Here is a 25,572-nt window from a genome sequence, read left to right as displayed (position 1 = left end):
TGCAGGGGATTGCAGGCGGAAGGCGCTTGCCGCCGCGCGCGACCGTCGGGTCGCGGGAACTTCCCCTGCAGATCGCACAGTCCCCTGCAGATCGTGCGCACCCGCTCCGGATCCTGCGCACCCCGGATCGCCGCGCCCGCAGTCGCCGCCCCGCCTCAGCAGTCAACCCCGTGGAGCCCGCCGCGCACCCCGACCGAGACTGTCCGGACCCGATGGGAAAGGACGACACGGATGCCGACCATTCACGCGCTGCGCACCCTCGCCGACGTCTACCGCGACCTCCGACCGGTCTCGCAGATCTACCTCGACGTCTCGCTCGACTCGGGCGATCCGCCCGACATCGCCTTCGAGCGCGGCACCGCCGTCGCCGACGAGCTGCGGAGGCAGGGGGCGCCCCAGGGCGACATCGATGCGCTGACCGCGCTGCTCACCGGGGCGGGACGGCCGCAGGGCCGCTCCTGTCTCTTCGCCGTCGCCGTCGACGGCTCGATCGTGCTGTCGGAGGTGCTGCCGGGCCGCCCTGTCGCACCCGAGCACACGTCCTACGGCACGCTCCCCGTCGTCGTCCCGCTGCTGCAGCATCGCCCCGACGTCCGCTACCTCGTCGTCGAGACCTCCCGCGACGGTGGCGAGGTGCGCCTGCACCGCCTGGGCGCCGAGCGTCCGGAGGAGGAGGAGTCGGTCCAGGGACGGACCGACACCCTGCACAAGGCGCAGGCCGGCGGATGGCGGCACGACCGCTTCCACAGCCACGCCGAGGAGATCTGGCGGCAGACGCAGGCCGAGCTGGCCTCCTCCGTCGACGAGATCGTGCGCACCCGGCGGCCGCAGCTGCTCGTCGTCGCCGGAGACATCCGCGCGCGTCAGCTGCTGGCCGAGCAGCTCTCGCCCTCGAGCGCGGCGATCCTGGCGGTCCTCCCCGCGAACACCCGCGCCGACGGCAGCGACGACGGCGCCCTCGACGAATTCGTGCAGGAGCAGATCGACCGGCTTCTGCGCCGCGAGAAGGAGGACGTGCTCGACGCGCTCCGCACGCACGACGGGCGGCACGACGACACGGTCGAGTTCTCGCTCGGAGCGATCGTGCAGGCGCTCTCGGCGGCCCAGGTCGACACGCTGGTGATCGATCCGCAGCGGCTCCGCGAGCGCGAGCTGCTGGCGCTCGCGGCCGAGCCGTGGATGGCGGCGGCACCGGAGGAGGCGCTCGGCGCCGAGGTCATCGGCCCGGTCGGCGCGGCCCTGGCGCTCGTGCGGGCGGCGCTGCTGACCGACGCCCGCGTGCTCTGCACCGACTCCCGCACCGCTCCGGACGGAGAGGACGTCGTCGCCCTGCCGCACGACGCGGACGCGGCCGCGCTGCTGCGCTGGCGCACCGGGCCGCCGGTGCCGGGCGCCTGAGCGATACCCGGGCCGCAGAACGTCGGCTGAGAAGGGGGTCCGGCCGCTGTCAGGCGACAGACCCCACTCTCAGCCGAGGTTCTGCGCGCCCTACGAGACCAGCGGCAGCAGCGGCAGGACCGCCAGCGCCGTGAGGGCGCCGAGGGCCGCCCCGGCGAGCACGTCGGTCGGGAAGTGCATGCCGAGCGCGAGGCGCGAGAGCATCATCGCGACCACGACGAGGACCGCGAGCGGCCAGAGCGCCGGCAGCATCACGGCGAACACGATCATGGCGGCGGTGGTCGAGGTGGAGTGCGAGCTCGGGAAGCTGAGCTTGCTGGGGGCCTTGCCGCGCACCTCCACGCCCTCGCCGAGCGGGCGCGGACGCCGCACGACGCGCTTCACTCCGATCGAGAGGGCGTGCGCGACGACGATCGCGACGTCGCAGAGCGCCCAGGCCCAGAACCGCGACGGATCGAGGAACGCGGCGAGCACCCCGAGCAGCAGCCAGCCCGCGGCGTGCTCCCCGAAGAAGCTCAGCCCCCGCGCGATCGGCAGCAGGGGGCGGGTGAGCGGGGACTGCTGCACGGCGGCGATGATCGCCGACTCGCGGCTCCTGAGGGTCGGCATCGGGTCATCCTAGCGAAGAGGGGAGGAGGGGGCGGGGGAGCAGCGCCCCCCGCCCCCTCCCGGGGATCAGGCCTCCGAGTCGCCCTCGGACTGGGACCTGCGACGGGCGCTCAGGCCGAGCGCCGCGGCGCCGGCCGCGAGCAGCGCCGTCGCGCCGCCGATCAGGCCGACCGACTCGACACCGGTCGAGGCGAGGCCTCCGCCGGTGCCGCCGACGGGCAGCGGAGCGGCGGTGCCGGTCGGCGCGGGTCCGGCCGTGGGCGCCGCGGTGGGACCGGCGGTGGGCACCGTGGTCGGGCCCGCGGTCGGAGCCGTCGTGGGGGCGGCCGTCGGCGTCGAGGTCGGCGCCGTGGTCGGCCCGGCCGTCGGAGTCGGCGTCGGCGTCACGACCTGCGAGGCGGGCAGGATCTGCACGATCGCCGGACGCGGTGCCGCGAACGCCCCGGCGGGGACCGCTCCGCTCGCCGCGAAGTCCGGGAAGTACGAGGTCGGCGCCTCGAAGGTGCCGTCCTCGCCCGGGTGCTGCACAGCGACGAAGACGTGCTGGTCCTGGTCGTGCACGATCGGGCCGCAGGTCTCGGCGTCGACCGGCACCGACAGGAACTGCTCGACCTTGCCGCGGTCCGCGCCCTCCAGCGACACCTTGAACAGGCCGTCGTTGTAGCCGATGCCGCTGGGCGCGCCGTCGGTCGAGATCCAGAGGTTCCCGACGGAGTCGAACGCCAGGTTGTCGGGGCAGGAGATCGGCGAGACCTGCTCGGCCGGGAAGCCGGAGAAGTAGACGACGTCGCCCTGCGCCGCGTCGCCGCACAGCATCAGCAGGTTCCAGGTGAAGGTGCGGCCGGTCTGGTCGCCGCCGTCCTCGATGATCTCGACGATGTGGCCGTCGCGGTTCTCGGTGCGCGGGTTGATCTCGGTCGCGCCCTCCGTGCCCTCCTTGCCGCGCTCGGAGTTGTTGGTGCAGGCTACGTAGATCCGGCCGCTGACCAGGCTCGGCTGCACGTCCTCGCAGCGGTCCATCTTGGTCGCGCCGGCCGCGTCGGCGGCCTGGCGGGTGTGCACCAGGACCTGCTCGACGCTCATGCCGGGGATCTTCGAGGCGCCGTCGAGCACGAGCGGGAGCCACTCGCCGATGCCGTCGAAGCCGCCGTCCGAGGGGACCGCACCGGTGCCGGTGATCTCGGCGACGGGGGAGTCGCCGGTGAAGCGGGCGACGTACAGGTCGCCCTCCTCGAGCAGCGTCTTGTTGTGGGCGCGGTCGCCCTCGATGTAGCGCTTCTTCGAGACGAACTTGTAGAGGTAGTCGAAGCGCTCGTCGTCGCCCTGGTAGGCGACCACGCGGCCGTCCGGAGCGATGATGACGTTCGCGCCCTCGTGCTTCAGGCGACCGAGCGCGGTGTGCTTCTTCGGCGTCGACTCCGGGTCGAAGGGGTCGAACTCGACGATCCAGCCGAAGCGGTTCGGCTCGTTCTCGTAGCCGGGGGTGCGGGCGTCGAAGCGCGGGTCGTCGAGCTCCCAGAGGCGCGAGGTCTCCTCGTCGGTCAGCCCGTAGCGCTGCTCCTCGGCGCTCGTCCCGGTCGCGCGGAAGTAGCCGTTGAAGTTCTCCTCGCCCGACAGGATCGTGCCCCACGGCGTGGTGCCGCCGGAGCAGTTGCCGAGCGTGCCGAGCACCGTGCGCCCGGTGGGGTCGGCGACGGTCGTCAGGAGCGACGAGCCGGCGGCCGCGCCGGTCACCTCGTAGGGGGTGTCGATCAGGTAGCGGCGGTTGCGCTCGCCCCCGCGGACGTACGCCCAGGGGCGGTCGACGGCCGTGCGGACGAGCTCGACGACGCTGAGGCCGTGAGCGGCGCGCCCGACCGCGCGCACGCGCTCCTGCTCGGACTCGAGCTGGGCGGCCGGGAACATGATGGTCTCGTTGGTGTACTCGTGGTTGACGACGAGCAGGGCGCGCAGGCGCTTCGAGCCGGGGACCTCGACGATGTCGGTGTAGTCGTTGTTGTAGCCGAACTGGCCGGACTGCGACGCCCCGGTCTGGTCGGCGAGGTCGAACTCGGCGCTGTCTGCGAAGAGCGGGTCGCCCCAGCGGATGATCGGCTGCCAGGCGAAGCCCTCGGGCACCGTGAACTCGTCCACCGTCGCCGGCACGGGGGCGATCGGAGTGAAGACGAGCGGAGACGCGTCGCCGGCGGCCGCGGCCGTGGCCGCTTCGGCGGTCGGGGCGCCCGGGGACGCGACGGCGATGGTGACCGCTCCGGCCAGGCCCAGGCCCAGCGCGCCGCGGCGCGTGATCTGCGCTCCGACGATGTCGCGGAAGTAGCTGTTGTGCGACGTGTTGCACGTCGCGGCGGAGCAGGCGTTGGCGCACTTCAGCGCACAGGTGACGGGGCTGCGCTTCCCCCGGGTGTGCCCGGCCATGGGCAGCAGCAGTCGGCGGGAGGTGTCGGTCATCGTCGTCTCGTCCTTCGATTCGCAGGCGTGGGGAGACCTCGAGGGAACCAGCGGCAGCGGGCGGGCACGTCACCCGGCGGCGGATCGCCTCTGAACGCGAGGTGAACGTCGGTCGACGTAGGAGAGGCTCACCTCACCTCTGCCTCTCGGTCGCGACCGACGTTCTGCGCAGATCCGATCCCAGCGCGGAAGCCCGAGTAGCCTTCCGCGGTGCGAGCTCGCCGAACCGTCATCGTCTACTTCGACGGGTTCGCGCTCTACAAGGCGCTCCTCCAGCAGCGCTACCCGCGGTACAAGTGGCTCGACCTGGCGGCCCTCGCGAAGCGCCTGTTCCCTCATCGAGAGGTCGTCGGAGTGAAGTACTTCACGGCCCCGCTCAAGCCGCTCACCAACGACCCGGGGATCGGGCAGCGGCAGCAGGTCTACTGGCGGGCGCTGCGGACGACCGAGGTCGAGATCATCGAGGGGATCTTCACCTTCACGAAGCAGTACCTCCCGGAGTCGCCGGAGCGGCTCGATCACAGCGGCCGCGTGGTGACCGTCCGTGTGAAGAGGCCTGAGGAGAAGGGGACGGACGTCGCGCTCGCGTCACATCTGCTCGTCGACGCGTTCGAGCAGAGGGCCGACTCGTTCGCGATCGTCACGAACGACTCGGATCTCGTGCCGCCGGTGCGGATGCTGAGCGAGCGCGGGTACTCCGTCGCCCTGGTCTCGGTGGTGGGACCGCGGTACAACAAGGCCTTCGAGGGCATCGGTCTGGACGGAGTCCGGCAGATCCGCCGCGGCACCCTCGCCGCGTCCCAACTGCCCCTGCTCGTCGTCGACTCGGAGGGGCGGCGGATCAGGAGACCGCCCCGGTGGACTTGACCCAGAACGAAGCAGGCCCCCGCCGAGGCGGGGGCCGCGCCCGGTAGTCGAGACATCCGGGTGGTTACTTCTTCAGGCTACTCCGAGCCGCCTCCGGAACGACGGCATCGCGCCACTAGTTCTTCCGCGCGTCGCGGGCCTCTATCAGCGGCACGGCGTGCTCCTCGATCCAGTCGACGACCGGGAGGAGCCTCTCCGCCAGCTCTGCGCCCAGCGGGGTCAGGCTGTAGTCGACCCGCGGCGGGATCACCGGGTGCGCCTCGCGATGCACGAAGCCGTCCTCCTCGAGGGTGCGGAGCGTCTGGGCGAGCATCTTCTCGCTGATGCCGCCGATGCGACGGCGCAGCTCGGCCCAGCGCTGCGTGCCGGGAGCGAGTGCTGCGAGCACGAGGACGCCCCACTTGCTCGTCACGTGGCCGAAGATCTCGCGACTCCCGCAGTCGGCCGAGTAGACGTCGGCGGCGAACGGGGTGCTGGCGGTGGCGATCACGGTTCCTCCTGGAGTGGTCTCCTCAGTACTAACGAAATAGTGCGTACTGCATTCCGGGAAGTACTCGGACGGATCCGCGGTTGCAGGGTGGGTCGGCGGAAACCTCGCCGCACCGCCCACGGAAGGACCACCTCATGACCCTCGTCGTCACCGGAGCCACCGGCCACCTCGGACGCCTCGCCGTCGAGCACCTGCTCGCCCGCGGCACCGCCGCCTCCGACATCGTCGCCACCGGCCGCGACGCCGCGAAGCTCGAGACGCTCGCCGCCGATCTCGGCGTGCGCACCGCCGTCGCCGACTTCGAGGACCCCGCCTCGCTCGACGCCGCCTTCGCCGGCGCCGAGGCCGTCCTGCTCGTCTCGGGCTCCGAGGTCGGCAAGCGCGTCGCCCAGCACACCGCCGCGATCGACGCCGCGGTCCGCGCCGGCGCGCGCCTGGTCTACACGAGCGCCCCGAAGGCCACCACGAGCACCCTGATCCTCGCTCCCGAGCACAAGGCGACGGAGGAGGCGATCGCCGCGTCCGGCGTCCCCGCCGTGATCCTCCGCAACGGCTGGTACAACGAGAACTACGCGCAGACCGTCGCCGAGCTCGCCTCCGCCGGCACCACGCTCTCCAGTGCGGGGGAGGGCCGCGTCTCCAGCGCCGCCCGCTCCGACTACGCCGAGGCGGCGGCCGTCGCCCTCGTCGACGCGTCGCTCGTCGGCACCGTGCACGAGCTGTCCGGCGACGTCGCGTGGAGCTTCGACGAGCTCGCCGCGATCGTCGGCGAGGTCGCGGGCCGCGACGCCTCGATCACCCACGTCGACTCCGCCGAGCACGCGCGGATCCTCACCGAGGCCGGACTGCCCGAGGGCGCCGTCGGCTTCCTCGTCGGACTCGACGCCAACATCTCCGAGGGCCTGCTCGGCGGGACCGACGGATCGCTCGCGCGCCTGATCGGCCACCCGACCACTCCGATCCGCGCCTACGTCGAGTCGCAGGTCTGATCCTCGGCTCGCGGGATCCCGTTCGGCTCGCAGGAACCCCCTTTCCGCGCGAGCCGGACGCGATCCTGCGAGCCGGAGGGGCATCCGGACCGGTGCGGACATGCCCGGATCGCCCGCGCACGGGCGGGTGTCGGCGGCCCGTCGTAGGGTGGTCGCCATGACCTCGACGACGCCTCGCTCCGGTATCGACCTCCCCGAACTCGACCCCGCGACGCGCCCGCAGGACGACCTCTACCGGCACGTCAACGGCCTCTGGATCGACCGCACCGAGATCCCGAGCGACAAGGCGCGCTACGGCTCCTTCCACGCGCTGCAGGAGGAGGCCGAGAAGGCGGTGCGCGACATCATCGTCGAGGCCGCGACCGCCGAGCAGGGCTCCGAGGAGCGCATGTTCGGCGACCTCTACGCCTCCTTCATGGACGAGGCCCGCGCCGAGGAACTCGGTGCGACCCCGATCGCCGACGACCTCGCCGCCGTGCAGCGCGTCGACTCGATCGTGGGCCTGCTCGCCGCGATCGGCGCCTTCGAGCGCACCGGCGTCCCGGGTCTCTTCGGCCTGTTCGTCGACAACGACCCGGGCGACCCCGAGCGCTACCTCGTCTTCGTCAACCAGGGCGGCCTCGGGCTGCCGGACGAGAGCTACTACCGCGAGGAGGAGTTCGCCTCCGTCCGCGAGAAGTACACGCCGTTCGTCGCGCGGATGCTCGAGCTGGCCGGCATCGGCGCGGCCGAGCAGCGCGCCGAGCGCATCGTCGCCCTCGAGACCGGGATCGCCGCCGTGCACTGGGACAAGGTGCGCAGCCGCGACAGCCAGGCGACCTACAACCTCCGCTCCTGGTCCGAGGTCGAGGAGCTCGCCGCGGGCATCGACCTCGGCGTCTGGCTGACCGCGATGGGCGCTCCGGAGGGGGCGCTCGCCGAGGTCGTCGTCCGCCAGCCGAGCTTCCTCCAGGGCCTCGCCGGTCTCCTGAGCGACGACAACCTGCCCGCGTGGCGCGACTGGCTGTCGTGGCAGGTCGTCCGCGGCGCCGCGGCGTACCTCTCGAGCGACTTCGTCGACGCCAACTTCGACTTCTACGGCCGCACGCTCACCGGCACCCCGCAGAAGCGGGAGCGCTGGAAGCGCGCCGTCTCGCTCGTCGAGGGCTCGCTCGGCGAGGCCGTCGGCCGCACCTACGTCGCGCGCCACTTCCCCGAGAGCGCCAAGACCGAGATGGACGTGCTGGTCGCGAACCTCATCGAGGCCTACCGCCGCTCCATCGTCGACCTCGACTGGATGGGCGCCGAGACCCGCGAGCGCGCGCTCGAGAAGCTCGCCAAGTTCACTCCGAAGATCGGCTACCCGGTCCGCTGGCGCGACTACTCCGCTCTCACGATCGACCCGGCCGACCTCGTGGGCAACGCCCGCCGCGTCGCCGCGTTCGAGTTCGACCGCGAGCTCGGCAAGATCGGGAAGCCGCTGGATCGCGACGAGTGGTTCATGACTCCGCAGACCATCAACGCGTACTACAACCCGGGCTTCAACGAGATCGTGTTCCCCGCGGCGATCCTCCAGTTCCCCTTCTTCGACGAGACCCGCGACCCGGCGGCCAACTACGGCGCGATCGGTGCGGTCATCGGCCACGAGATCGGCCACGGCTTCGACGACCAGGGCTCGCGCTTCGACGGCGACGGCCGCCTGACCGACTGGTGGACCGCCGAGGACCGCGCGGCGTTCGAGGAGCGGACGAAGGCGCTCATCGCGCAGTACGACGCCCTCGCGCCCGCGACGACCCCCGGGCACCACGTGAACGGCGCCCTCACGATCGGCGAGAACATCGGCGACCTGGGCGGGCTGAGCATCGCGTGGAAGGCGTACGTGCTCTCGCTCGAGGGTCAGGAGCCGCCCGTGATCGACGGTCTCACCGGCGCCGAGCGCTTCTTCCTGTCGTGGGCGCAGGCCTGGCAGCAGAAGTCGCGCGACGAGGAGACGATCCGGCTGCTCGCCATCGATCCGCACGCTCCGGCCGAGTTCCGCTGCAACCAGATCGTCCGCAACATCGACGAGTTCTACGCTACTTTTGACGTCACCGAAGGCGACGCCCTGTGGCTCTCCCCGAGCGAGCGCGTCACCATCTGGTAGTCAGGATCCGGTGGTCGCCGAGCGGCCGCCGACCCCTCCCGCGGACGACACCCCGGGCATCGAGAGCCGACCGATGCCGCCGGGTCCGTCCGTGCATCGCGCGCCCTCCCGGCGCGGCGACGGACCCGTGGTCCGCCCCTCCGCACGACCCGCTCACCCGACCCCGGAGAGGGGCCCGATCCGTGGTGATCCCCCACGACACCCGCCGCGACACCCGACGAGCCCGCCGCGGCCGGCACAAGGGCTCCGAGGATCGCGACAACTTCCAGCGCGGCTTCGACGCTCTCGGCCGGCTCGCGCTCGACGGAGTGGTCGTCTCGGCCTGCGCCGTCGACCTCGCGACCGGGCGCACCCTGTTCGCCGTCGACGACTCCGTCTCGATGCCGACGGCCGGCATCGGCACGATCCTGCTGCTCGTCGAGGTCGCGGCCCGGCTGGCGAGCGATCCGCAGGAGAACCTCCGCCTGCTCGACCGCACCGCCGCCGACGCGGTCGCCGGCTCCGGCGTCTGGCAGCACCTGCAGGTCCCGTCCCTGCCGATCGCCGATCTCGCGGCCCTGGTCGGAGCGACGAGCGACACCCTCGCGACGAACGTGCTCCTCCGCCGGGTCGGCCTCGACGCCGTGCGCGAGCGCGCCGAGGGCCTGGGCCTCTCGCGCACCGCGCTCCTCGACGTCGTGCGCGACGAGCGCGGCCCCGACGACGCGCCGCAGCTCTCGATCGGCTCGGCCCGCGAGCTGACCTGGCTCCTCGCCACCCTCGCGAACGGCGAGATCGTCGACTCGACCGTCAGCTCGCGCGTCATCGGCTGGCTCTCGCTGAACCCCGACCTGTCGATGGTCTCCTCGGCGTTCGGCCTCGATCCGCTCGCGCACCGCCGCCCCGACCACGGCGTGCTGCTCGTCAACACCACCGGCACCGATGTCGGCGTGCGCGCCGAGACGGGCGTGCTGCGCGGTCCGCGCGCCTCCGCCGCCTACGCGGTGACGACGCAGTTCGACGACACCTCCCTGCACTACCGCCTCGCGGTCCTCGAGGGCATGCGCACCCTCGGCGTCGACCTGCTGGAGTACGTGCACTGAGCCGCGGCTCGAAGGACGGCCGGAGCGGCGACGGCCGCCCGTCAAGGCCCTGACCGCCTCGCGCGCCCGACCTAGGCTGCCGACAGCGGCACCGCCTCCGGTGCGGGCCGCGGAGGAGGAACCATGAGCAGCTTCGGCTTCGACGCACCCGAGGACGTCACCGACACCAGCCGCCCCGACCCCGACTCGATCCCGGCGCCCCCGGAGGACCCGGCGCAGATCGACGACCCGGAGGCCCTCGACGAGGCCCTGGACGAGGGCGCCGACGCGCGTCTCGGCGACGAGCAGGACCCGCCGGAGCACCCGGTCGTCCCCTCGCCGAGCTGACCGGCGCGGCGAGGCGCTCCTCCGGACGCCGCGTCGAGGACGCGCGCCACGCGCGACGTCGGGAGGAGCGCGACCGCCGCCGTCAGTCGCGGAACGCGCCGCGGTAGCGCGCCGCCGGATGCCGCGGGTTCACCTGCGCCGACCCCGTCAGCCGCTCGCGCAGCCCACGGCCGGAGTACTCCGTCCGCGCCAGCCCTCGCGAGCGCAGTACCGGCATCACCTCGTCCACGAACTCGACGTAGCTGTCCGGCAGCGTCCAGTGCGCCAGGTTGATCCCGTCCACGCCCGCGCCGCGCAGCTCCTCGAGCCGGTCCGCGATCTGCTCGGGCGTGCCCACCACGCGGGGGTGGCGCCGCACCGCGAGGCGGGCGAGGTCCGCGACCGTCGCGTCGCGCTCGGGCAGCAGCCGGATCATCGACTCGAGCGTGCTGCGGTTGCCGTTCGTCGTGATGTCGCGCAGTCGCGTCTCCGGCGGGAACGGGGTGCCGTCCGCCTGGTCCACGCTCAGGCCCGCGTGCAGCAGGTGGGCGTCGACGCTGGTCCGGGCGTCGAGCTCGGCCTCGCGCTCCCGGGCCTCGCGCTCGGTGCTGCCGACGACGACCGACACGGGCGAGAAGAACAGGACGTCGTCGCCGCGGCGCCCGGTCGCCTCCGTGAGTGCGCGGGTCGACGCGATCAGCTCCCGCGTGTGCTCGAGGGTCGATCCGCCGACGAAATGCGCCTCGGCGTGCCGTGCGGCGAACGCGCGGCCGGCCGGTGAGGATCCGGCCTGGAACAGGAACGGCGTGCGCTGCGGCGACGGCGCAGACAGGTGCGGTCCCTCGACCCGGTAGTGCTCGCCGACGTGGTCGATGCGGTGCACCGCCTCCGGGCGCGAGAAGGCGCCGGCCTTGTCGCGGACCGAGGCGTCGTCGTCCCAGGACCCCTCCCAGAGCTTGTAGACGACGTCGAGGTACTCCTCGGCCTGCGCGTAGCGGGCGTCGTGCTCGGTCAGCCGCTCGAGGCCGAAGTTGCGGGCGGCGTTCTCCTGGTAGCTGGTGACGATGTTCCAGGCGACCCGCCCCTTCGAGAGGTGGTCGAGGGTCGACATGCGCCGGGCGAACTCGAACGGGTGCGCCTGCAGGATCGAGCTCGTCATCGCGAGGCCGAGGTGCTCGGTCGAGCCGATCAGGGCGGCGAGGAGGATCGAGGGATCGTTGGTGGGCAGCTGCAGCCCCTCGCGGGCGTTGACCTCGAGCGAGGCGCCGACCGCGCCGTAGGTGCCGACCACGTCGGCGAAGAAGATCGCGTCGAACACGCCGCGCTCGAGGGTGCGGGCCGTCTCGACCCAGAAGGCGAGGTCCTCGAACGACCCGTGGCGCGCCTCCGGTCGCCGCCACTGCCCGTGGTGGAGGTGCGACGGCGTGTTCATGACGAAGGCGTTGAACAGCAGCGGGCGGGGCGGGCGGGTCATGCGGGCTGCTCCTGCGCGGTGACGGTGCTGCGGAAGTCGGTCTCGGGCTCGGTGCCGTTGAGCAGGTAGGCACCGATCGCCGCCTGACGGAACACCGCCGGATTGTGCGAGGCGATGGTGCGGGCGTTGCGCCAGTGCCGGTCGAGGCCCGACTCCGTCAGCACCGCGGAGGCGCCGCCCACCTCGAACAGGCGGGAGGTCACTGCGACGATGTCGGCCACGGCGATCTGCTGCGCCTCGAACTGGCGGATCTGCACGCGGACGTAGTCGCGGGTGCGCTCGGCCTCGTCGGCGTGCTCGCGGTCGCGGACGGCGGCGTACTCGCGGGCGACGTCGTGCACGAGCGCCTCCACCGCGGCGACGCGGCTGGCCAGCTCGCCGACGACCGACTGCACCCGCGGGTCCTCGCGCGGGAGGCTCTCGCCGGCGACTCCGAACGAGCGCGACCGCGCCCGGACGAAGCGCAGTGTGTCGTCGAGGGCCGCCCGGCCGATGCCCGCCAGGGTCGCCTGGAGCAGCAGGTGCAGCAGGAGCCGGAAGTCGAGCGTGTACCAGTCGGGCTCCTGCAGCACGCGGTAGACGTGCTCGTCGTCGAGCGGCACGTCGGTGAACACGGTCGTGCCGCTCGCGGTGAGGCGCTGGCCGAAGCCGGTCCAGTCGTCGATCACCTCGACTCCCGGGGCCCGGGTCGGCACGACGGCGCCGTAGCGCTCGCCGGTCGGGTCGAGGGCGCCGGTCCACGTGTAGTCGGCGTAGAGCGTGCCCGTCGTGTAGAACTTGCGGCCCGTGAGTCGCCAGCCGCCCTCGACCGGGACGAGCCGCGCCTCCGTCGTCGTCGCGGAGCCCTTCTCGGCCTGCGAGTTGGCGAACAGCGCTCCCTCCGCTGCGCGCCGGAGCCACGCCTCGTCGCGCGCGGTGCCGCCGACGAGGAAGCGCTCGACGAGCCCGAAGTGGCCGCGCAGCGCCTGCGGGAGGTTGGGGTCGGCCGCGCCGAGCGCGACCAGCAGCTCGAAGAGCTCGGGCAGCGTCGCTCCGGCCCCGCCCCACTCGACGGGCACGCGCATCGCGGTGAACCCGGACGCGACCAGCGCCGCGATCTCGGGGTGCAGCAGGCGCCGCTCCCGCTCGCGGACGAGAGAGTCCCGCCCGACCTCCTCGATGACGGAGCGGAACCGCTCGAAGTCCGTGGCCGAGAGGCTCATCGCGCGACCTCCCCGAACGTGCCGCGGTAGGACCGGGCGGGATGCTCCTCCGGCAGCTGATCGCGGCCGAACAGCTTCTGGCGAAGGGTTCCGGGCGCGTACTCGCGCTGAGCGAGCCCGCGCTCCTGCAGGACCGGGGTCACGTGGTCGACGAACTCCTCGAAGCTGCCGGGCAGCGTCCAGTTGATGACGTTGATCCCGTCGATGCCCGCGTCGCGCCACTCGGCGAGGCGGTCGGCGATCTGCTCGGGCGTGCCGACGATCCGTCCGCGCAGCTTCGCCGCGAGGGTGGCGAGGTCGCGCACCTTCGGGTCGGGGTCGGGCGAGAGCTCGCGCATCCACTGCAGGTGGCTCACGTTGGTGCCGGTGGAGAGCTCCGAGAGCGGAGTGTCGGGGTCGAGCGCTTCGCCGGTCGCCGGGTCGAAGGCGAGGTTGCTGTGCAGCAGGAAGCCGTCGCTCGAGAGGTACTCGTCGAGCTCGGCCGCCTTCCGCTGCGCCGCCTCCTCGGTGTCGCCGGTGACGAAGGCGAGGCCGAGGAAGAAGGCGAGGTCCTCGGGAGCGCGGCCCGTCGCCGCGACCTTTGCGCGGGTCTGCTCGATCAGCGCCCGGGTCTTGTCGATTCCGGAGGTGAGCACGAACTGGCCCTCCGCGTGGCGGGCGGCGAAGGCGCTCCCCGCGGGGGAGGAGCCGGCCTGGAAGATCACCGGGGTGCGCTGCGGCGACGGCGGGCTCTGGTGCGGACCGGCCACGCGGTAGCGCTGCCCGACGTGGTCGATGCGGTGGATCCCGCTCGCGTCGGCGAACACCGCGTCGTCCGGGTGGCCGAGCGCCTTGTCGCGCCGGAGCGCGTCGTCGTCCCACGACCCCTCCCAGAGCTTGTAGACGACCTCGAGGTACTCCTCGGCCCAGCGGTAGCGCTCGTCGTGCTCCTCGAGTCCGTCGGCGCCGAAGTTGCGCGCGGCGCTCTCCTGGGCGCTGGTCACCACGTTCCAGCCGACTCGGCCGCCCGAGAGGTGGTCGAGCGTCGACACGCGCCGGGCGAACTCGAACGGGTGCGCCTGCAGCACGGAGGAGGTGAACACGAGTCCGAGGTGCTCCGTGACCGCCGCCAGCGCCCCCAGCAGCACCGACGGGTCGTTGCTCGGGAACTGCAGCCCCTCGCGCGCGTTCACCGTGTAGTCGCCACGAGCGGGACCGTAGAGGCCGAGGACATCGGCGAAGAAGATCGCGTCGAACCGGCCGCGCTCGAGGGTGCGGGCGAGGTCGGTCCAGAGCCGGAGCGACGTGAACTCGTGCTGGCGCGCCTCCGGGTGCCGCCACAGGCCGTGCTGGATGTGGGAGGCGGTGTTCATCACGAAGGCGGAGAAGCGCAGCGGCTTCGGGGCGTCGGTCATCGGGGGTCCTCGGCGGTCGGGGTGGTCGCGGGGTCGGCGAGCAGGCGCCGGCCGGGCACGGCGTCGAGCAGCTCGCGCACGTAGTCGGTGCGGGGCGCGGCGAAGATCTCGTGCGACGGACCCTGCTCGACGACCCGGCCGGCCCGCAGCACCACGACGTCGTGCGCCAGGCGGCGCACGGTCGACAGGTCGTGCGAGATGAAGAGGTACGAGACCCCCTGCTCGCGCTGCAGGCGCTCGAGCAGCTGCAGCACCCGCTCCTGCGTGATCACGTCGAGCGCGCTGAGCGCCTCGTCGAGCACCACGAGCGAGCTGTGCGGAGCGAGGGCCCGCGCGATGGCGACGCGCTGGCGCTGACCGCCCGAGAGCTCGCCCGGTCGCTTGTCGATCACTCCGTCGGGCAGCGAGACGGCGTCGAGCAGCTCCTCGACGCGGGCCCGGCGCTCGCGCGGCGACGCGGAGCCGAGCAGCGGCTCCGAGACGATGCGCCCGACGCTCCAGCGCGGATCGAGGGCGGAGTCGGGGTTCTGGTAGACGAGCTGAACCGTGCGCCAGAGAGCGAGCCGGTCGCGGCCTGCGACCGCAGTGACGTCGCGGCCGTCGAGCGCGATCGAGCCGGCGCTCGGGTCGAGCAGGCGCAGGATCATGCGCGCCGTCGTCGACTTCCCCGAGCCGGATTCGCCGACGAGCGCCAGCGTGCGCCCCGCGGGCAGTGCGAACGAGACGTCGTCGACGGCGGCGACGGAGGCTCCTCCGCGCCGCCCCGGGAACGACTTCGAGAGCCCGCTCACCTCGAGCACCGTCGACGGGACGGAGGAGGAGGGCGTGGGCGGTGGCGCGATCTGCGTCGCCCGCGCGTGGGCGATGAGGTCGCGGGTGTAGTCGGTGGCGGGCGCCCGCACGATCCGCTCCACCGGAGCGTCCTCGACCAGCCTGCCGCGCTGCAGCACGAGAGCGCGCGAGGCGTGGTCGGTCGCGAGCGCGAGGTCGTGGGTGACGAAGAGCACGCTGGTGCCGTGCTCGGCGGCCAGACGGTCGAGCACGCGCAGGATCTGCTTCTGCACCGTCACGTCCAGTGCCGACGTCGGCTCGTCGGCGACGAGCAGGGCGGGGTCCAGCCCGAAGGCGATGGCGATCAGGATCCGCTGCTTCAACCCGCCCGAGAGCTCGTGCGGGTACTGGGTGAGCCGGTCGGCCGCGCGCGACACCTCGGCGATCTCGAGCAGCTCGATCGACCGCGCACGCCGCTCGGCGCGCGAGAGGCGCTCGCCGCGGATCGCGAAGATCTCGGCCACCTGCGCCCCGATGGTGAGCACCGGAGTGAGGCTGGCGCCCGGGTCCTGCGGGACGAGGCCGACGCGGCGGCCGCGGATCCGGCTCCACCGCGACTCCGGGGCCCGGGTGACGTCGGCGCCGTCGACGAGCAGCCGACCCGAGGCGACGCGCGCGCCCGAGGGGAGCAGGCCGGTCGCGGCGTTCGCGATGGTCGACTTGCCCGATCCGGACTCGCCGACGAGGGCGACGATCTCGCCCCGGCCGACCGTGAACGAGACGTCGTCGAGGGCGCGCGCCGAGCGCCGGCCGAGGCGGTAGTCGAGGGAGAGGCCCTGGAGCTCGAGGGCGGGGGCGTCAGGCACGGGTCGCCTTTCCGAGGTAGCGGCTGAGCACGCCGAGGGCGACGACGACGACGAGGACGAAGGTTCCCGGCAGGGCGGTCATCCACCAGGCGTTGGCGAGGTAGTTGCGCCCCTCGGCGATGATGAGCCCCCACTCGGGCGTGGGCGGGGGAGTGCCGAAGCCGAGGAAGCCCAGGGCCGAGACGGCCAGCACCGCCGCTCCGAAGTCGACGACGGCGAGGGCCACGAGTGCCCCGGTGATCGCGGGCAGCACGTGCCCGACGAGCTGGCGCAGGTAGCCGGCGCCGGCGAGGAGGCTCGCCTCGAGGTAGTCGAGGGAGCGCACCCGCAGGATCTCGGCGCGCGTCACCCGGGCGAACAGCACGACCGAGCCGATGCCGACCCCGATGCCCAGCGACACCGGTCCGGCGCCGTAGGCCGAGACGACGAACAGCGCGATCATGAACGCCGGCAGGGCGATGAGCGCGTCGATGACGCGCATCCCGATCGCCTCCGCCCACGGACCGAGCGTCGAGGACGCGATGCCGACGAACGTGCCGAGGACGAGACCGACGACCACGGCGAGCCCCGCGGTGAGCGCCGTCTGGGTGGTGCCGTGGATCACCCGGGCGAGCACGTCGCGGCCGAGGTGGTCGGTGCCGAACGGATGCGCGGCGCTGGGCGGCTGGAAGACCTGGGCGGAGTCGCCGGTCAGCGGGTCGGCCGACGTGAACCAGCCGGGAGCGACGAGCCAGAGCAGGACGACGACGATCAGGGCCGCCGAGAGGATCGTGGCCGGGCCCGGCGCGGGCAGGCTCCGGAGCAGGCCGGCCCTGCGGTCGTCGGCCGTGCGGGTCAGCTCAAGCGCCAAGGCGCACCAGTCCCTTCTGCCCGCGGCTGCGCAGCACGCGGGGGTCGAGCGCGGGCGCGATCAGGTCGAGCACGAGCGTGGTGACGACGACGACGAGCGTCGTCAGCAGGACCAGGCCCTGCACCAGCGGCACGTCCTGCGCGATCACGGCCTTCAGCAGCACCGAGCCCAGGCCCGGGCGGGCGAAGACGGTCTCGGTGATGACGGAGCCGGCGAGCAGGATCCCGAGGGTCGTGCCGATGACGGCGGTGGTCGCACCGAGCGACGAGCGGAGCACGTGCCGGAGGAACACCCGCAGCGGTCGGGCGCCCTTCGCCCGCGCGGTCTTCACGAACGCCTGCTCCGACGCCTGCTCCACTCCGCTCAGCAGCACCTGCGCGATCGGAGCCGACACCGGGATCGCCAGGACCAGTGCCGGGATGAGCAGCGAGAGCAGCGATCCGTCGGGGAACAGCGACAGGATCCGGAGCTGGAACGAGAAGACCTGCAGCACGATGATGCCCAGCCAGAACACGGGGACCGAGCTGAAGAGCGACGGCACCGCGACGACCACGGCCTTCAGGCGCGGCGAATCGATCAGGAACGCCGCGGCGCTGACGGCCACCGCGATCACGATGCTCAGGAGCAGTCCCGTCGACGCCAGCGCCACCGTGCTCCCGACGACGTCGCCGATGCGGGTGAGCACGGGCTGCCCGGAGGAGAGCGAGAAACCGAAGTCGCCGCGCACCAGGTTCGCGAGCTGCAGCAGGTACTGCTGGTACCAGGGCTGGTCGTAGCCGTAGAGCGCGCTGACCTGCGCGATCAGGGCGGGGTCGGCTCCGGCGTCGCTCGCCAGGAAGATCGTGACGGGGTCGGACGGCAGCAGCTGCACGACGACGAACACGATCGTGTAGGTCAGCCAGAGCACGAGCACCGCCTGGCCCGCCCTGCCCGCGAGATACCGGAGCACGACGACTACTCCTGGATCCAGGCTTCCTGGAGCAGCGGCGCGGTGCCGCCGTCGAAGGTCACGCTCACTCCCGGGCCGACGGCGTGCACCTGCACCTCGTCCCACAGCGGGACGAGCAGGTTTGTGCCGAGCACGAGGCGCTCCTGGATGTCGGCGAGCACCGCGTCGCGGGCTGCCGGGTCGGTCGAGGCCCGCTCGGTGGCGAACAGGGCGTTCAGCTCGTCGTCCGAGACGTAGGTGTTGGTGTTGCCGGCGGCGCTGAACAGCGGGCCGAGGCCGCCGAGGTAGAACTGGCGCGAGCCGATGGCGGGGTAGGACGGGTCGCCCAGGGCGGTCGCGAGGATCGCGCTGTCGCCCGCGTTGTTGGTGAGCTCGACGCCGAGCTTGCGCCACTCCGACTCGATGAACTCGAAGGCGGGCTTGATCACGACGCTGCGGGGGCTGGCGGCCACCGAGAGGGCGAGGCGCTGCCCGTCCTTCTCGCGGATGCCGTCCGAGCCGACCGTCCAGCCTGCCTCGTCGAGCAGGCGCTCGGCCTCGTCGGCGTCGTAGGCGAGGTCGTCGCCGAGGTCGACGAAACCGGGGGCGGAGCGGTTGAGCACCGATCCCGACAGTGGGTAGCTGTCGCTGAGCACGGTCGCCTTGAGTGCCTCGCGGTCGAAGCCGATCTGCAGCGCGCGGCGCACGTCCTGGTCCGAGACGACGGGCGCGTTCCCGCGGAACGCGGCCCAGTTCGCGGTCAGCTCCGGCGCCTGCGCGACGGCGAGCTCGATGCCGGAGGCGGTGGCCGCGGCCTCGTCGGTCGGCTGGATGCCGCGGGCGATGTCGGCCTGACCGGAGGAGACGGCTCCGACCCGCAGACCCACTTCGGGGATCGCGCGGAACACGACCTCGTCGAGGTGCGCGGCGCCCTGGTTGGTCGAGATCGACGACGGCCAGGCGTAGTCGTCGCGCTTGGCGAAGCGGATCTCCTGGTCGGGCACCTGCGACTCGAAGACGAACGGGCCGGAGGCGACGATCTTCGAGATGTCGGCCTGGCCGGCGTAGTCGAGCGCCAGCGTCGAGGTCGAGACGAGGCTCGCGGTCGAGGCGGCGGTCGCCTTGAGGAAGTCGGCGTTGGGCTCCGAGAGGCGCACCACGACGGTGTCCTCACCGGTCACCTCGGAGCTCGCGTAGCCGATGAAGTCGCGGTTCTTGACGATCTTCTTCGCCTCGTCGCCCAGTCCCAGCTGGTCGAGGTTCGCCTTGACGGCGGCGGCGTCCAGAGGGGTGCCGTCCGAGAAGGTGACCCCGGGGCGGATCGTGAAGGTGAACTCGGTGTTGTCGCCGTTGATGCTCCAGTCGGAGGCGATCCACGGCACGACCTCGCCCGACTCCGGGTCGAAGGCGGTCAGGCGGTCGGCGATGTTCCGGAACACGTTCGACTGCGTGTAGTTGAAGCCCTTCTGCACCTGGAAGTCGGTCTGCAGCTCGATGTCGGCGAAGACGAGCGAGCCTCCCTCGACGGGGGTGCCGGAGGCGGTGCCGGGCTCGGTCGCGGCCTGGGCGGTGCAGCCCGCGAGCAGACCGGCCACGAGGACGGCGCCGACGGCCACGGCGAGGCGCGAGCGGGACGGGGACGAGAACATGCGGGCTCCTGAACGACGGGGCGGGACGGCTCCGGCCAACCTAGGAGTTCGCTCAGCCACCCGCCATCCGTCGTGTAACACGGCGCCACGGAGCGACCGGTCAGTCGCGCGGAGGGTCCCGCGGGAGGTCGGCGCCCGCGGTGACGGCGACCGCCGCGACCAGCACCGCGGCGTTCGCCCAGAACACGCCGGCCGATCCCAGCGAGCCCGCCGTCGTGCCGATGGCGACGGGCAGGGCGATCTGCGCGAGGCGGTTCGCGGTCATCCGCAGGCCCAGCGCGGCGCCGTGCACCGACTCCGGAGTGAGACGCACCACCCACGCCATCGTCAGCGGCTGGGGGACCCCGAGCGCGAGACCCAGACCGATCATCACCACGACCGCACCGCCCGCGTCGACCAGGGGCAGCGCGATCAGCGCCGCGACTCCGCTCGTGATCGACACGATCAGCAGCGTCTTGCGGCCCAGGGCCGAGACGAGTCGACCGAGTCCGATCCGGCTGAGCACCGAGACGACCGCTCGGACGGCGAGCAGCAGTCCGACGGCGACCGCCGGGACGCCCTGCTCGGTGGCCCACAGCGGCATGTAGGTGTAGAGCAGGTCGACCGTCACGAGCACGGCCGCGCTGACCGAGAGCGAGCGGAGGAGCCCGGGGGTGCGCGCGACGTCGCGCATCAGGAGCGGGCCGGCCGACGACTCCGCCGCAGGGGGCGTGCTCCTGTCGACGCGCTGGAGCCGCCGGCTTCCGACCAGGCCCGCGAGCACCAGGACGCCGCAGGCCGCGGCGCCGAGCAGCGCGTTCGGAGCAGCGCCGGCGCCGGCATCGAGGGCCGCGACGAGCGTCACGATCGGAGGGCCGAGCAGCTGCCCGACCGAGGCGGCGGTGGTGAGGGTGGCGAAGCCGCTGTCGCTCGAGCCTCCGCGCGCGCGGTGGGCCACGAACGTCTGCTGGCCGATCATCACGAAGAGGTTGCCGAGTCCGACGACCGCGGCGGCCATCAGCAGACCCGGCACGCCGGCCGGCAGCGCCAGGAGGCCCAGGCCGAGGACGAAGACGGCGATCCCGAGGAGCGAGACCCGCGCGCCGCCGACCCGGTCCGAGAGCCGGCCGGTGGGCAGCGCGCCGATCAGCGCGGGGACGGCCGTCGACGCGGCGACGAGACCGAGCACGAGTGCGTCCGCGCCGAGCTCGACGGCCCGGTAGCCGATCATCAGCCGGATGCCGACCCAGCCCGACTGCACGAGAGCGGCCTGCACCCGGAGGGCCGGCCGCCAGCCCTCGCTCACCGCCGGCCGGTCACGGGCGCAGCGGGATCTCGTCGGCTCCGCCCACCAGGCGCGTGAGGTCGTCGATGTCGCTGCGGACGGCTCCGTAGCGGATCGGATCGAGGTGGAAGACGGCCAGCTGCAGCGCGTAGGCGATGACGATCGGCACGACGAGCGTGTTGTACTCCGAGTCGAATCCGCGCGGCGACGCGAGCAGGTGGTCGGGAGCGGGGCGGAAGTGGTAGCCGGGCGTGTCCGTGACCAGGATCGCCGCGCCTCCTCGGCGCTGCGCCTCGCTGACCAGGGTCGGCAGCGAGGTCGGGGCCTCGCGCAGGGCGAGGGCGACGAGGACGCTGGTGGCGTCGAAGCTCACGAAGTGCTCGGCGAGGTCCTTGCCGCCGTAGCCGAGGGTGACCACGACGAGACCGAGCCGGCGCAGGCGGCCGGCGAGCAGATCGAGCGCCGCCCGCTCGTCGGCGCTGGAGTAGAGGTAGACGGTCCGCGCGGCGTGGATCGCCCCGGCGGCGGAGTCGAGCGACTCCTGCGGGATGTAGCGCGCCAGGCGCTCGAGCGAGGCGGCCTCGTCGGTCGCGAACGCGAGCAGGTCGTGCCCGGTCGACGCCCGCATGACCGGCACGGACTCGACGTGCGAGCCCTCGTCGCGCTGCAGGTCGGCCCGCAGATCCGGGTAGCCGCGGTAGCCCAGCTTCTGGGCGAGGCGGACCACCGTCGACTCGTGCGTCTGCGATCGGCTGGCGATCTCGGCCGCCGTGATCTCGGACGCGTTCGTCGCCGAGAGCAGGACGTTCATGACCCGCCGCTCGGACGGACTGATCTGCCGCGTGTTGCTCGCGACGACCGATTTGAAGCTCACGCGCACTCCCCTTCGAGTCGATGAGGACCCTACCGGTCCCGCCTTGACAGTCTGACAGCTGCATGCAATTCTGTGCAATGTCGCAAGTCGGGCGCTGCAGCCCTGCATCCGCGACTCGAGGAACCCGCAGAGAGGCGGAGGACGACGATGTCCACGATCGAACCCAGAAGCACCGCGTCCGGCGGATCCCGGTCGCTCGACCCCCGCACCGTCACCGAGTGGGCGCTCGCCGGAGCCTCCGCGCTCGGCGGTGCCGCCCTGGTCGTCTCCGGTGCCGGCTACGGCCTCACCGCCCCGACCGGCGTCGGCGCGGGCATGATGCCCCTCGTCGCGGGCCTCTTCGTCGGAGTCGCCGGCCTGCTCTGGTCGCTGCGGCTGCTCCGCGCGCACCGGGCCCACGCCGCTCTCCCGATCGCGGAGGTGTCGGACTCGACGCTCGGGGTGTTCCTCCAGGGCGAGGACGACGAGCTCGACGACGCGCACTTCCCCGACCGGAGGGGATGGACGCGGGTGGGAGTCGTCGTCGGCTCCGTCGCGGTCGCAGCGCTCCTGCTGCCGGTGCTCGGCTACTCCGTCACGATGGTCGCCCTGCTGACCGCCGTGCTCGTGCTCGTCGGCGGCCGCAAGCTCTGGATCGCGGCCCTCGTCGCGATCGCGACGACGGGCGCCTCGCGCCTCGTCTTCGAGGTCTGGCTGAACACGGCCCTGCCGCACTCGACCCTCGTCCCCCTCGCCTGGCTGGGGCTGTGACCATGGGATTCGGCGAGCTCTGGGGCGGCCTCCTCACCGTCCTCACCCCCGATCACCTGCTCTTCGCGCTGATCGGCTGCATCATCGGGATGCTCGTGGGCGTCCTGCCCGGCTTCGGCCCGGCCGCGGCGGTCTCGCTGCTCATCCCGGTCACGTTCGGGCTCGACGCCACGACCGCGATCATCATGCTCGCGGCGATCCTCTACGGGGCGGCGTACGGCGGCACGACCACGGCCGTGCTGCTGCGGATCCCCGGGGAGGCGTCCTCGATCGCCACCACCCTCGACGGGTACCAGATGGCGAAGCAGGGCCGGGGCGGTCCCGCCCTGGTCACGGCCGCGATCGCCTCGTTCGTCGGCGGCCTGATCGGAGTCGTCGGGTTCGTCCTCGTCGCTCCCTTCAGCAGGCTCGCGCTCGAGTTCGGGGCTCCGGAGCTGTTCCTCGTGTCGGTGCTCGGCATGGCGCTCGTCGCGAGCTTCGCCGGGAAGGACCCGGTCAAGGCGCTGCTGAGCGTGGGGCTGGGCCTCGCGATCGCCAGCGTCGGGATCGACCAGGGCCAGGGCGTGCAGCGCTACACCTTCGACCTCCCCGAGCTCTTCGACGGGCTGGGCCTGGTGGCCGTGGTCATGGGCGTCTTCGGGATGAGCGAGATCCTCGCCCAGGCCCGCGGCGGCTCCTCCGGATCGCGCCGGCCCATGAAGGTCGGGCGCCTGCTGCCGACGCGCAGCGACCTGCGCCGCTCCTTCCTCCCGTACCTCCGCGGCTCCGTCATCGGCTTCGCCATGGGTCTGCTGCCCGGATCGCCGGGCGCCGCGACGTCGCTCGCCTCCTACGCCCTCGAGAAGAAGGTGTCGAAGCGGCCCGAGGAGTTCGGCCGCGGAGCCGTCGAGGGCGTCGCCGGACCGGAGGCGGCGAACAACGCACTCGCGGTCTCGTCGATGATCCCGCTGTTCACCCTCGGGATCCCGACCAGCGCGACCGTCGCGATCATGGCCGGCGCCTTCACGATCAACGGGCTCATCCCGGGCCCGCTGCTGTTCCGCGACAACCCCGAGGTGGCCTGGGCGATCATCGCCAGCCTCATCGTCGGCAACGTGATCCTGCTGATCCTCAACGTCCCGCTCGCCCGGGTCTGGGTCGCGGTGCTGAAGGTGCCGTTCCACTACCTGATGGCCGTGATCATCGCGTTCATGTTCCTCGGCACCTACAGCATCAACGGATCGACGTTCGACATCCTCGTGATGCTCGGCGCCGGGGTCATCGGCTACCTCTTCTCCCTCTTCGCGGTGCCGCTCACGCCCCTGGTGCTCGCGATCATCCTCGGCCCGCTGCTGGAGGAGAACTTCCAGCGCTCGCTCGCCCTCTCGCGCGGCGACTACTCGGTGTTCGTCAGCGGTCCGCTGAGCATCGGGCTCGTCACCGTCATCGCGCTGGCCGTGCTCTTCGGAGCCGTCCGGCCCGCCCTCTCCGCCGCCCTCGCGCGGCGCGCCTCCCGCACGATCCCCTCCGACCAGACGAAGGAGTCTGTCTCATGACCCGAACGCCCCACCGCACCGCAGCGGCCCTGATCGCCCTCGCCGCCGGCTCCGCCCTGCTCGCCGGCTGCACCTCCTCGGCCGCCGCTCCCGGCGAAACCTCGGCTGCAGCCTTCCCCGAGCCCGGGCAGACGATCGAGTGGATCGTCCCGTCCGCGGCGGGCGCCGGCAACGACATCCTCGCCCGCATCCTGGCGCCGGTGCTGTCGGAGGAGCTCGACGCGAACGTGAAGGTCGTGAACAAGGAGGGCGGCAGCCAGGTCATCGGCCTGAACTACCTCGCCTCGGCCGCGAAGGACGGCGGCACGATCGGCTTCACCAACATCCCGTCGATCTTCGGGCGGTACCTCGACCCCAGCAAGCAGGCCGGCTTCGACCGCGAGAGCTTCGCTCCGATCGGATCGTTCGCGCTGAACGACGTGGTCATCGGAGTGAACGCCTCGAGCCCGTACACCTCGCTCGAGGAGTTGTTCGACGCCGTCGAGGCGGCGCCGGGCGAGATCACGGTCGGCACCGACTCCCGCGCGGGGGATGACCACGTCAACCTGCGCACGATCGAGAAGGAGCTCGGGCTCGACTTCAACATCGTCCACTACAACAGCGGGGCCGACAAGATCGCCGCCCTGGTCTCGGGCGAGGTCGACTTCGCCCTCGGCGGCGTCTCGAGCTTCATCGGGCAGTACAAGTCGGGCGAGATCTCGATCCTCGCGGTCGTCAACGACCAGCAGAGCCCGTTCCTGCCGGACGTGCCGACCATCGCCGACGCCGGGTTCGAGCTCGAGCCGATGACGAACAACTTCGCCATCTCGGCCCCGGCCGGCACCCCCGAGGAGACGATCGCCGCTCTCGAGGGCGCTCTCGAGGCGGCCACGCAGGACCCCGAGGTCGCCGAGAAGCTCGAGGCCGCCGGCACGGTGCCCACCTGGGAGGACGCGGCCGAGGTCGCCGCCCTCTGGGAGGAGCGCGAGAAGACCGCGAAGCCCGTCATCGAAGAACTCATCGCCGAATAGCTCCGCCCACCGGAAGGACACCCCTCATGTCACGGATCCCCCTCATCACCGATGAGCTGATCGACCGGGCGCGACTGCTGCCGACCGCCAACATCGGCGACGCGCAGGAGCGGTTCGGCATCGCCTCGGGCCTGCACCCCGTCTGGGCGGGCGCGCGCCTCGCGGGCCGCGCGTTCACCGTCTGGACCCGCCCGGGCGACAACCTCCTGATCCACCGGGCGCTCGACGCCGCGCAGCCCGGCGACGTGATCGTCGTGAACGGCGGCGGCGACGTCACCCGGGCGCTGATCGGCGACCTGATCGGGCTGCGCGCCGACACGCTCGGCATCGCGGGCTTCGTCATCGACGGAGCCGTGCGCGACGCCGGCACGCTGGGCGACGTCGGGATGCCGGTGTTCGCGCGGGCGGTCAGCCCGGCGGGGCCGTACAAGCACGGGCCGGGCCGCCTCGACGAGCCGGTCGCGATCTCGGGCGTGGTCGTCTCTCCGGGCGACCTGGTCGTCGGCGACGCGGACGGGGTCGTGGTGGTGAAGGCGGCGGAGGCGGAGGCGGTCGTCGCGGCCGCGGAGGCCATCGAGCGGGGCGAGGCCGAGAAGCGCCGCTCGATCCTCAGCGGGGCGCCGCGCGCGCTGGCCTGAGGGTGGCCGCTGCGGCTCCCCTCGTGTCGTCGTGGGAGCGCTGCTCCTCCCCCTGC

General features: G+C 72.5%; 21 protein-coding genes and 1 pseudogene. 10 read left to right on the top strand and 12 right to left on the bottom strand.

Translation table 11 applies throughout. The features are described 5' to 3' along the window. Positions 1-231: 231 nt before the first annotated feature. Entirely contained in the window at positions 232-1,398 is a 1,167-nt protein-coding gene (locus ASF46_RS17215) for a Vms1/Ankzf1 family peptidyl-tRNA hydrolase (protein ID WP_056868773.1), read from the top strand. 90 nt (positions 1,399-1,488) lie between these two features. Here ASF46_RS17215 and ASF46_RS17210 read toward each other — a convergent pair whose 3' ends face one another. Then, positions 1,489-2,007, bottom strand: coding sequence for a phosphatase PAP2 family protein (locus ASF46_RS17210; protein ID WP_056868772.1), 519 nt, complete (start codon positions 2,005-2,007; stop codon positions 1,489-1,491). A 399-nt stretch (positions 2,008-2,406) separates the two neighbouring features. Continuing rightward, positions 2,407-4,455: pseudogene (locus ASF46_RS17205) on the bottom strand (PhoX family protein); the annotation flags it as partial. Between the two features lie 210 nt (positions 4,456-4,665). Between ASF46_RS17205 and ASF46_RS17200 the strand changes: the two are divergent. Then, positions 4,666-5,322 (top strand): NYN domain-containing protein, encoded by a 657-nt coding sequence (locus tag ASF46_RS17200; protein WP_056868771.1) that lies wholly within the window; start codon positions 4,666-4,668, stop codon positions 5,320-5,322. Positions 5,323-5,437: 115 nt separating this feature from the next. Here ASF46_RS17200 and ASF46_RS17195 read toward each other — a convergent pair whose 3' ends face one another. Beyond that, positions 5,438-5,812, bottom strand: coding sequence for a winged helix-turn-helix transcriptional regulator (locus ASF46_RS17195; RefSeq protein WP_056868770.1), 375 nt, complete (start codon positions 5,810-5,812; stop codon positions 5,438-5,440). A gap of 134 nt (positions 5,813-5,946) precedes the next feature. Between ASF46_RS17195 and ASF46_RS17190 the strand changes: the two genes are divergently transcribed. From ASF46_RS17190 to ASF46_RS17175, 4 genes are all read left to right on the top strand, one after another. Continuing rightward, complete coding sequence (locus ASF46_RS17190; protein ID WP_056868769.1) at positions 5,947-6,801, top strand: NAD(P)H-binding protein; 855 nt, start codon at positions 5,947-5,949, stop codon at positions 6,799-6,801. 157 nt (positions 6,802-6,958) lie between these two features. Next, complete coding sequence (locus tag ASF46_RS17185; RefSeq protein ID WP_056868768.1) at positions 6,959-8,923, top strand: M13 family metallopeptidase; 1,965 nt, start codon at positions 6,959-6,961, stop codon at positions 8,921-8,923. A gap of 182 nt (positions 8,924-9,105) precedes the next feature. Then, positions 9,106-10,005, top strand: coding sequence for a serine hydrolase (locus ASF46_RS17180; RefSeq protein WP_055794082.1), 900 nt, complete (start codon positions 9,106-9,108; stop codon positions 10,003-10,005). Positions 10,006-10,128: 123 nt separating this feature from the next. Further along, complete coding sequence (locus ASF46_RS17175) at positions 10,129-10,332, top strand: hypothetical protein (RefSeq protein ID WP_056868767.1); 204 nt, start codon at positions 10,129-10,131, stop codon at positions 10,330-10,332. Positions 10,333-10,414: 82 nt separating this feature from the next. Here ASF46_RS17175 and ASF46_RS17170 read toward each other — a convergent pair whose 3' ends face one another. The 9 genes from ASF46_RS17170 to ASF46_RS17130 all read right to left on the bottom strand — a co-directional run bounded on the left by ASF46_RS17170 (position 10,415) and on the right by ASF46_RS17130 (position 21,583). Next, a complete protein-coding gene (locus ASF46_RS17170) occupies positions 10,415-11,785 on the bottom strand; it encodes an NtaA/DmoA family FMN-dependent monooxygenase (protein ID WP_056868766.1) in 1,371 nt (456 codons plus the stop codon). Next, the gene (locus tag ASF46_RS17165; RefSeq protein ID WP_056868765.1) at positions 11,782-12,987 is read right to left on the bottom strand and encodes a hypothetical protein; all 1,206 of its coding nucleotides are present in this window, start codon (positions 12,985-12,987) and stop codon (positions 11,782-11,784) included. Before ASF46_RS17165 ends, ASF46_RS17170 begins: the two co-directional genes overlap by 4 nt. Next, positions 12,984-14,381 (bottom strand): LLM class flavin-dependent oxidoreductase, encoded by a 1,398-nt coding sequence (locus tag ASF46_RS17160; protein ID WP_056868764.1) that lies wholly within the window; start codon positions 14,379-14,381, stop codon positions 12,984-12,986. Before ASF46_RS17160 ends, ASF46_RS17165 begins: the two co-directional genes overlap by 4 nt. Further along, positions 14,378-16,018: a dipeptide ABC transporter ATP-binding protein gene (locus tag ASF46_RS17155; RefSeq protein WP_056868763.1), complete on the bottom strand. Its 1,641-nt coding sequence runs from the start codon at positions 16,016-16,018 to the stop codon at positions 14,378-14,380. Before ASF46_RS17155 ends, ASF46_RS17160 begins: the two co-directional genes overlap by 4 nt. Further along, positions 16,011-16,868: an ABC transporter permease gene (locus tag ASF46_RS17150; protein ID WP_157602728.1), complete on the bottom strand. Its 858-nt coding sequence runs from the start codon at positions 16,866-16,868 to the stop codon at positions 16,011-16,013. Before ASF46_RS17150 ends, ASF46_RS17155 begins: the two co-directional genes overlap by 8 nt. Beyond that, positions 16,858-17,817, bottom strand: a complete 960-nt coding sequence (locus tag ASF46_RS17145) for an ABC transporter permease (RefSeq protein ID WP_056868762.1) — start codon at positions 17,815-17,817, stop codon at positions 16,858-16,860. The genes ASF46_RS17150 and ASF46_RS17145 overlap by 11 nt, the downstream gene beginning before the upstream one ends. Positions 17,818-17,822: 5 nt before the next feature. Further along, positions 17,823-19,445 carry an ABC transporter substrate-binding protein gene (locus tag ASF46_RS17140; protein ID WP_082485641.1) on the bottom strand — a complete coding sequence of 541 codons (1,623 nt, stop codon included), beginning with the start codon at positions 19,443-19,445 and terminating at the stop codon, positions 17,823-17,825. A 100-nt stretch (positions 19,446-19,545) separates the two neighbouring features. After that, positions 19,546-20,730 carry an MFS transporter gene (locus ASF46_RS17135; RefSeq protein WP_056868761.1) on the bottom strand — a complete coding sequence of 395 codons (1,185 nt, stop codon included), beginning with the start codon at positions 20,728-20,730 and terminating at the stop codon, positions 19,546-19,548. 10 nt (positions 20,731-20,740) lie between these two features. Further along, positions 20,741-21,583, bottom strand: coding sequence for a MurR/RpiR family transcriptional regulator (locus tag ASF46_RS17130; protein WP_162240197.1), 843 nt, complete (start codon positions 21,581-21,583; stop codon positions 20,741-20,743). Positions 21,584-21,730: 147 nt separating this feature from the next. Here ASF46_RS17130 and ASF46_RS17125 point away from each other — a divergent pair, with 147 nt between their 5' ends. The 4 genes from ASF46_RS17125 to ASF46_RS17110 are packed head-to-tail and all read left to right on the top strand — an operon-like array spanning position 21,731 to position 25,516. Then, entirely contained in the window at positions 21,731-22,333 is a 603-nt protein-coding gene (locus tag ASF46_RS17125) for a tripartite tricarboxylate transporter TctB family protein (protein WP_056868759.1), read from the top strand. 2 nt (positions 22,334-22,335) lie between these two features. Next, positions 22,336-23,868, top strand: coding sequence for a tripartite tricarboxylate transporter permease (locus ASF46_RS17120; protein WP_056868758.1), 1,533 nt, complete (start codon positions 22,336-22,338; stop codon positions 23,866-23,868). Then, positions 23,865-24,878, top strand: a complete 1,014-nt coding sequence (locus ASF46_RS17115; protein WP_056868757.1) for a Bug family tripartite tricarboxylate transporter substrate binding protein — start codon at positions 23,865-23,867, stop codon at positions 24,876-24,878. The genes ASF46_RS17120 and ASF46_RS17115 overlap by 4 nt, the downstream gene beginning before the upstream one ends. A 26-nt stretch (positions 24,879-24,904) precedes the next feature. Continuing rightward, positions 24,905-25,516, top strand: a complete 612-nt coding sequence (locus ASF46_RS17110) for a methyltransferase (RefSeq protein WP_056868756.1) — start codon at positions 24,905-24,907, stop codon at positions 25,514-25,516. The last annotated feature ends 56 nt before the right edge of the window (positions 25,517-25,572 follow it).

Origin of the sequence: Rathayibacter sp. Leaf296, from assembly GCF_001423045.1 — a bacterium.
Taxonomy (GTDB): Bacteria; Actinomycetota; Actinomycetes; order Actinomycetales; family Microbacteriaceae; genus Rathayibacter; species Rathayibacter caricis.
Note: the sequence above shows the minus strand (reverse complement) of the source record. Positions and strands in the feature narration are given on the sequence as shown.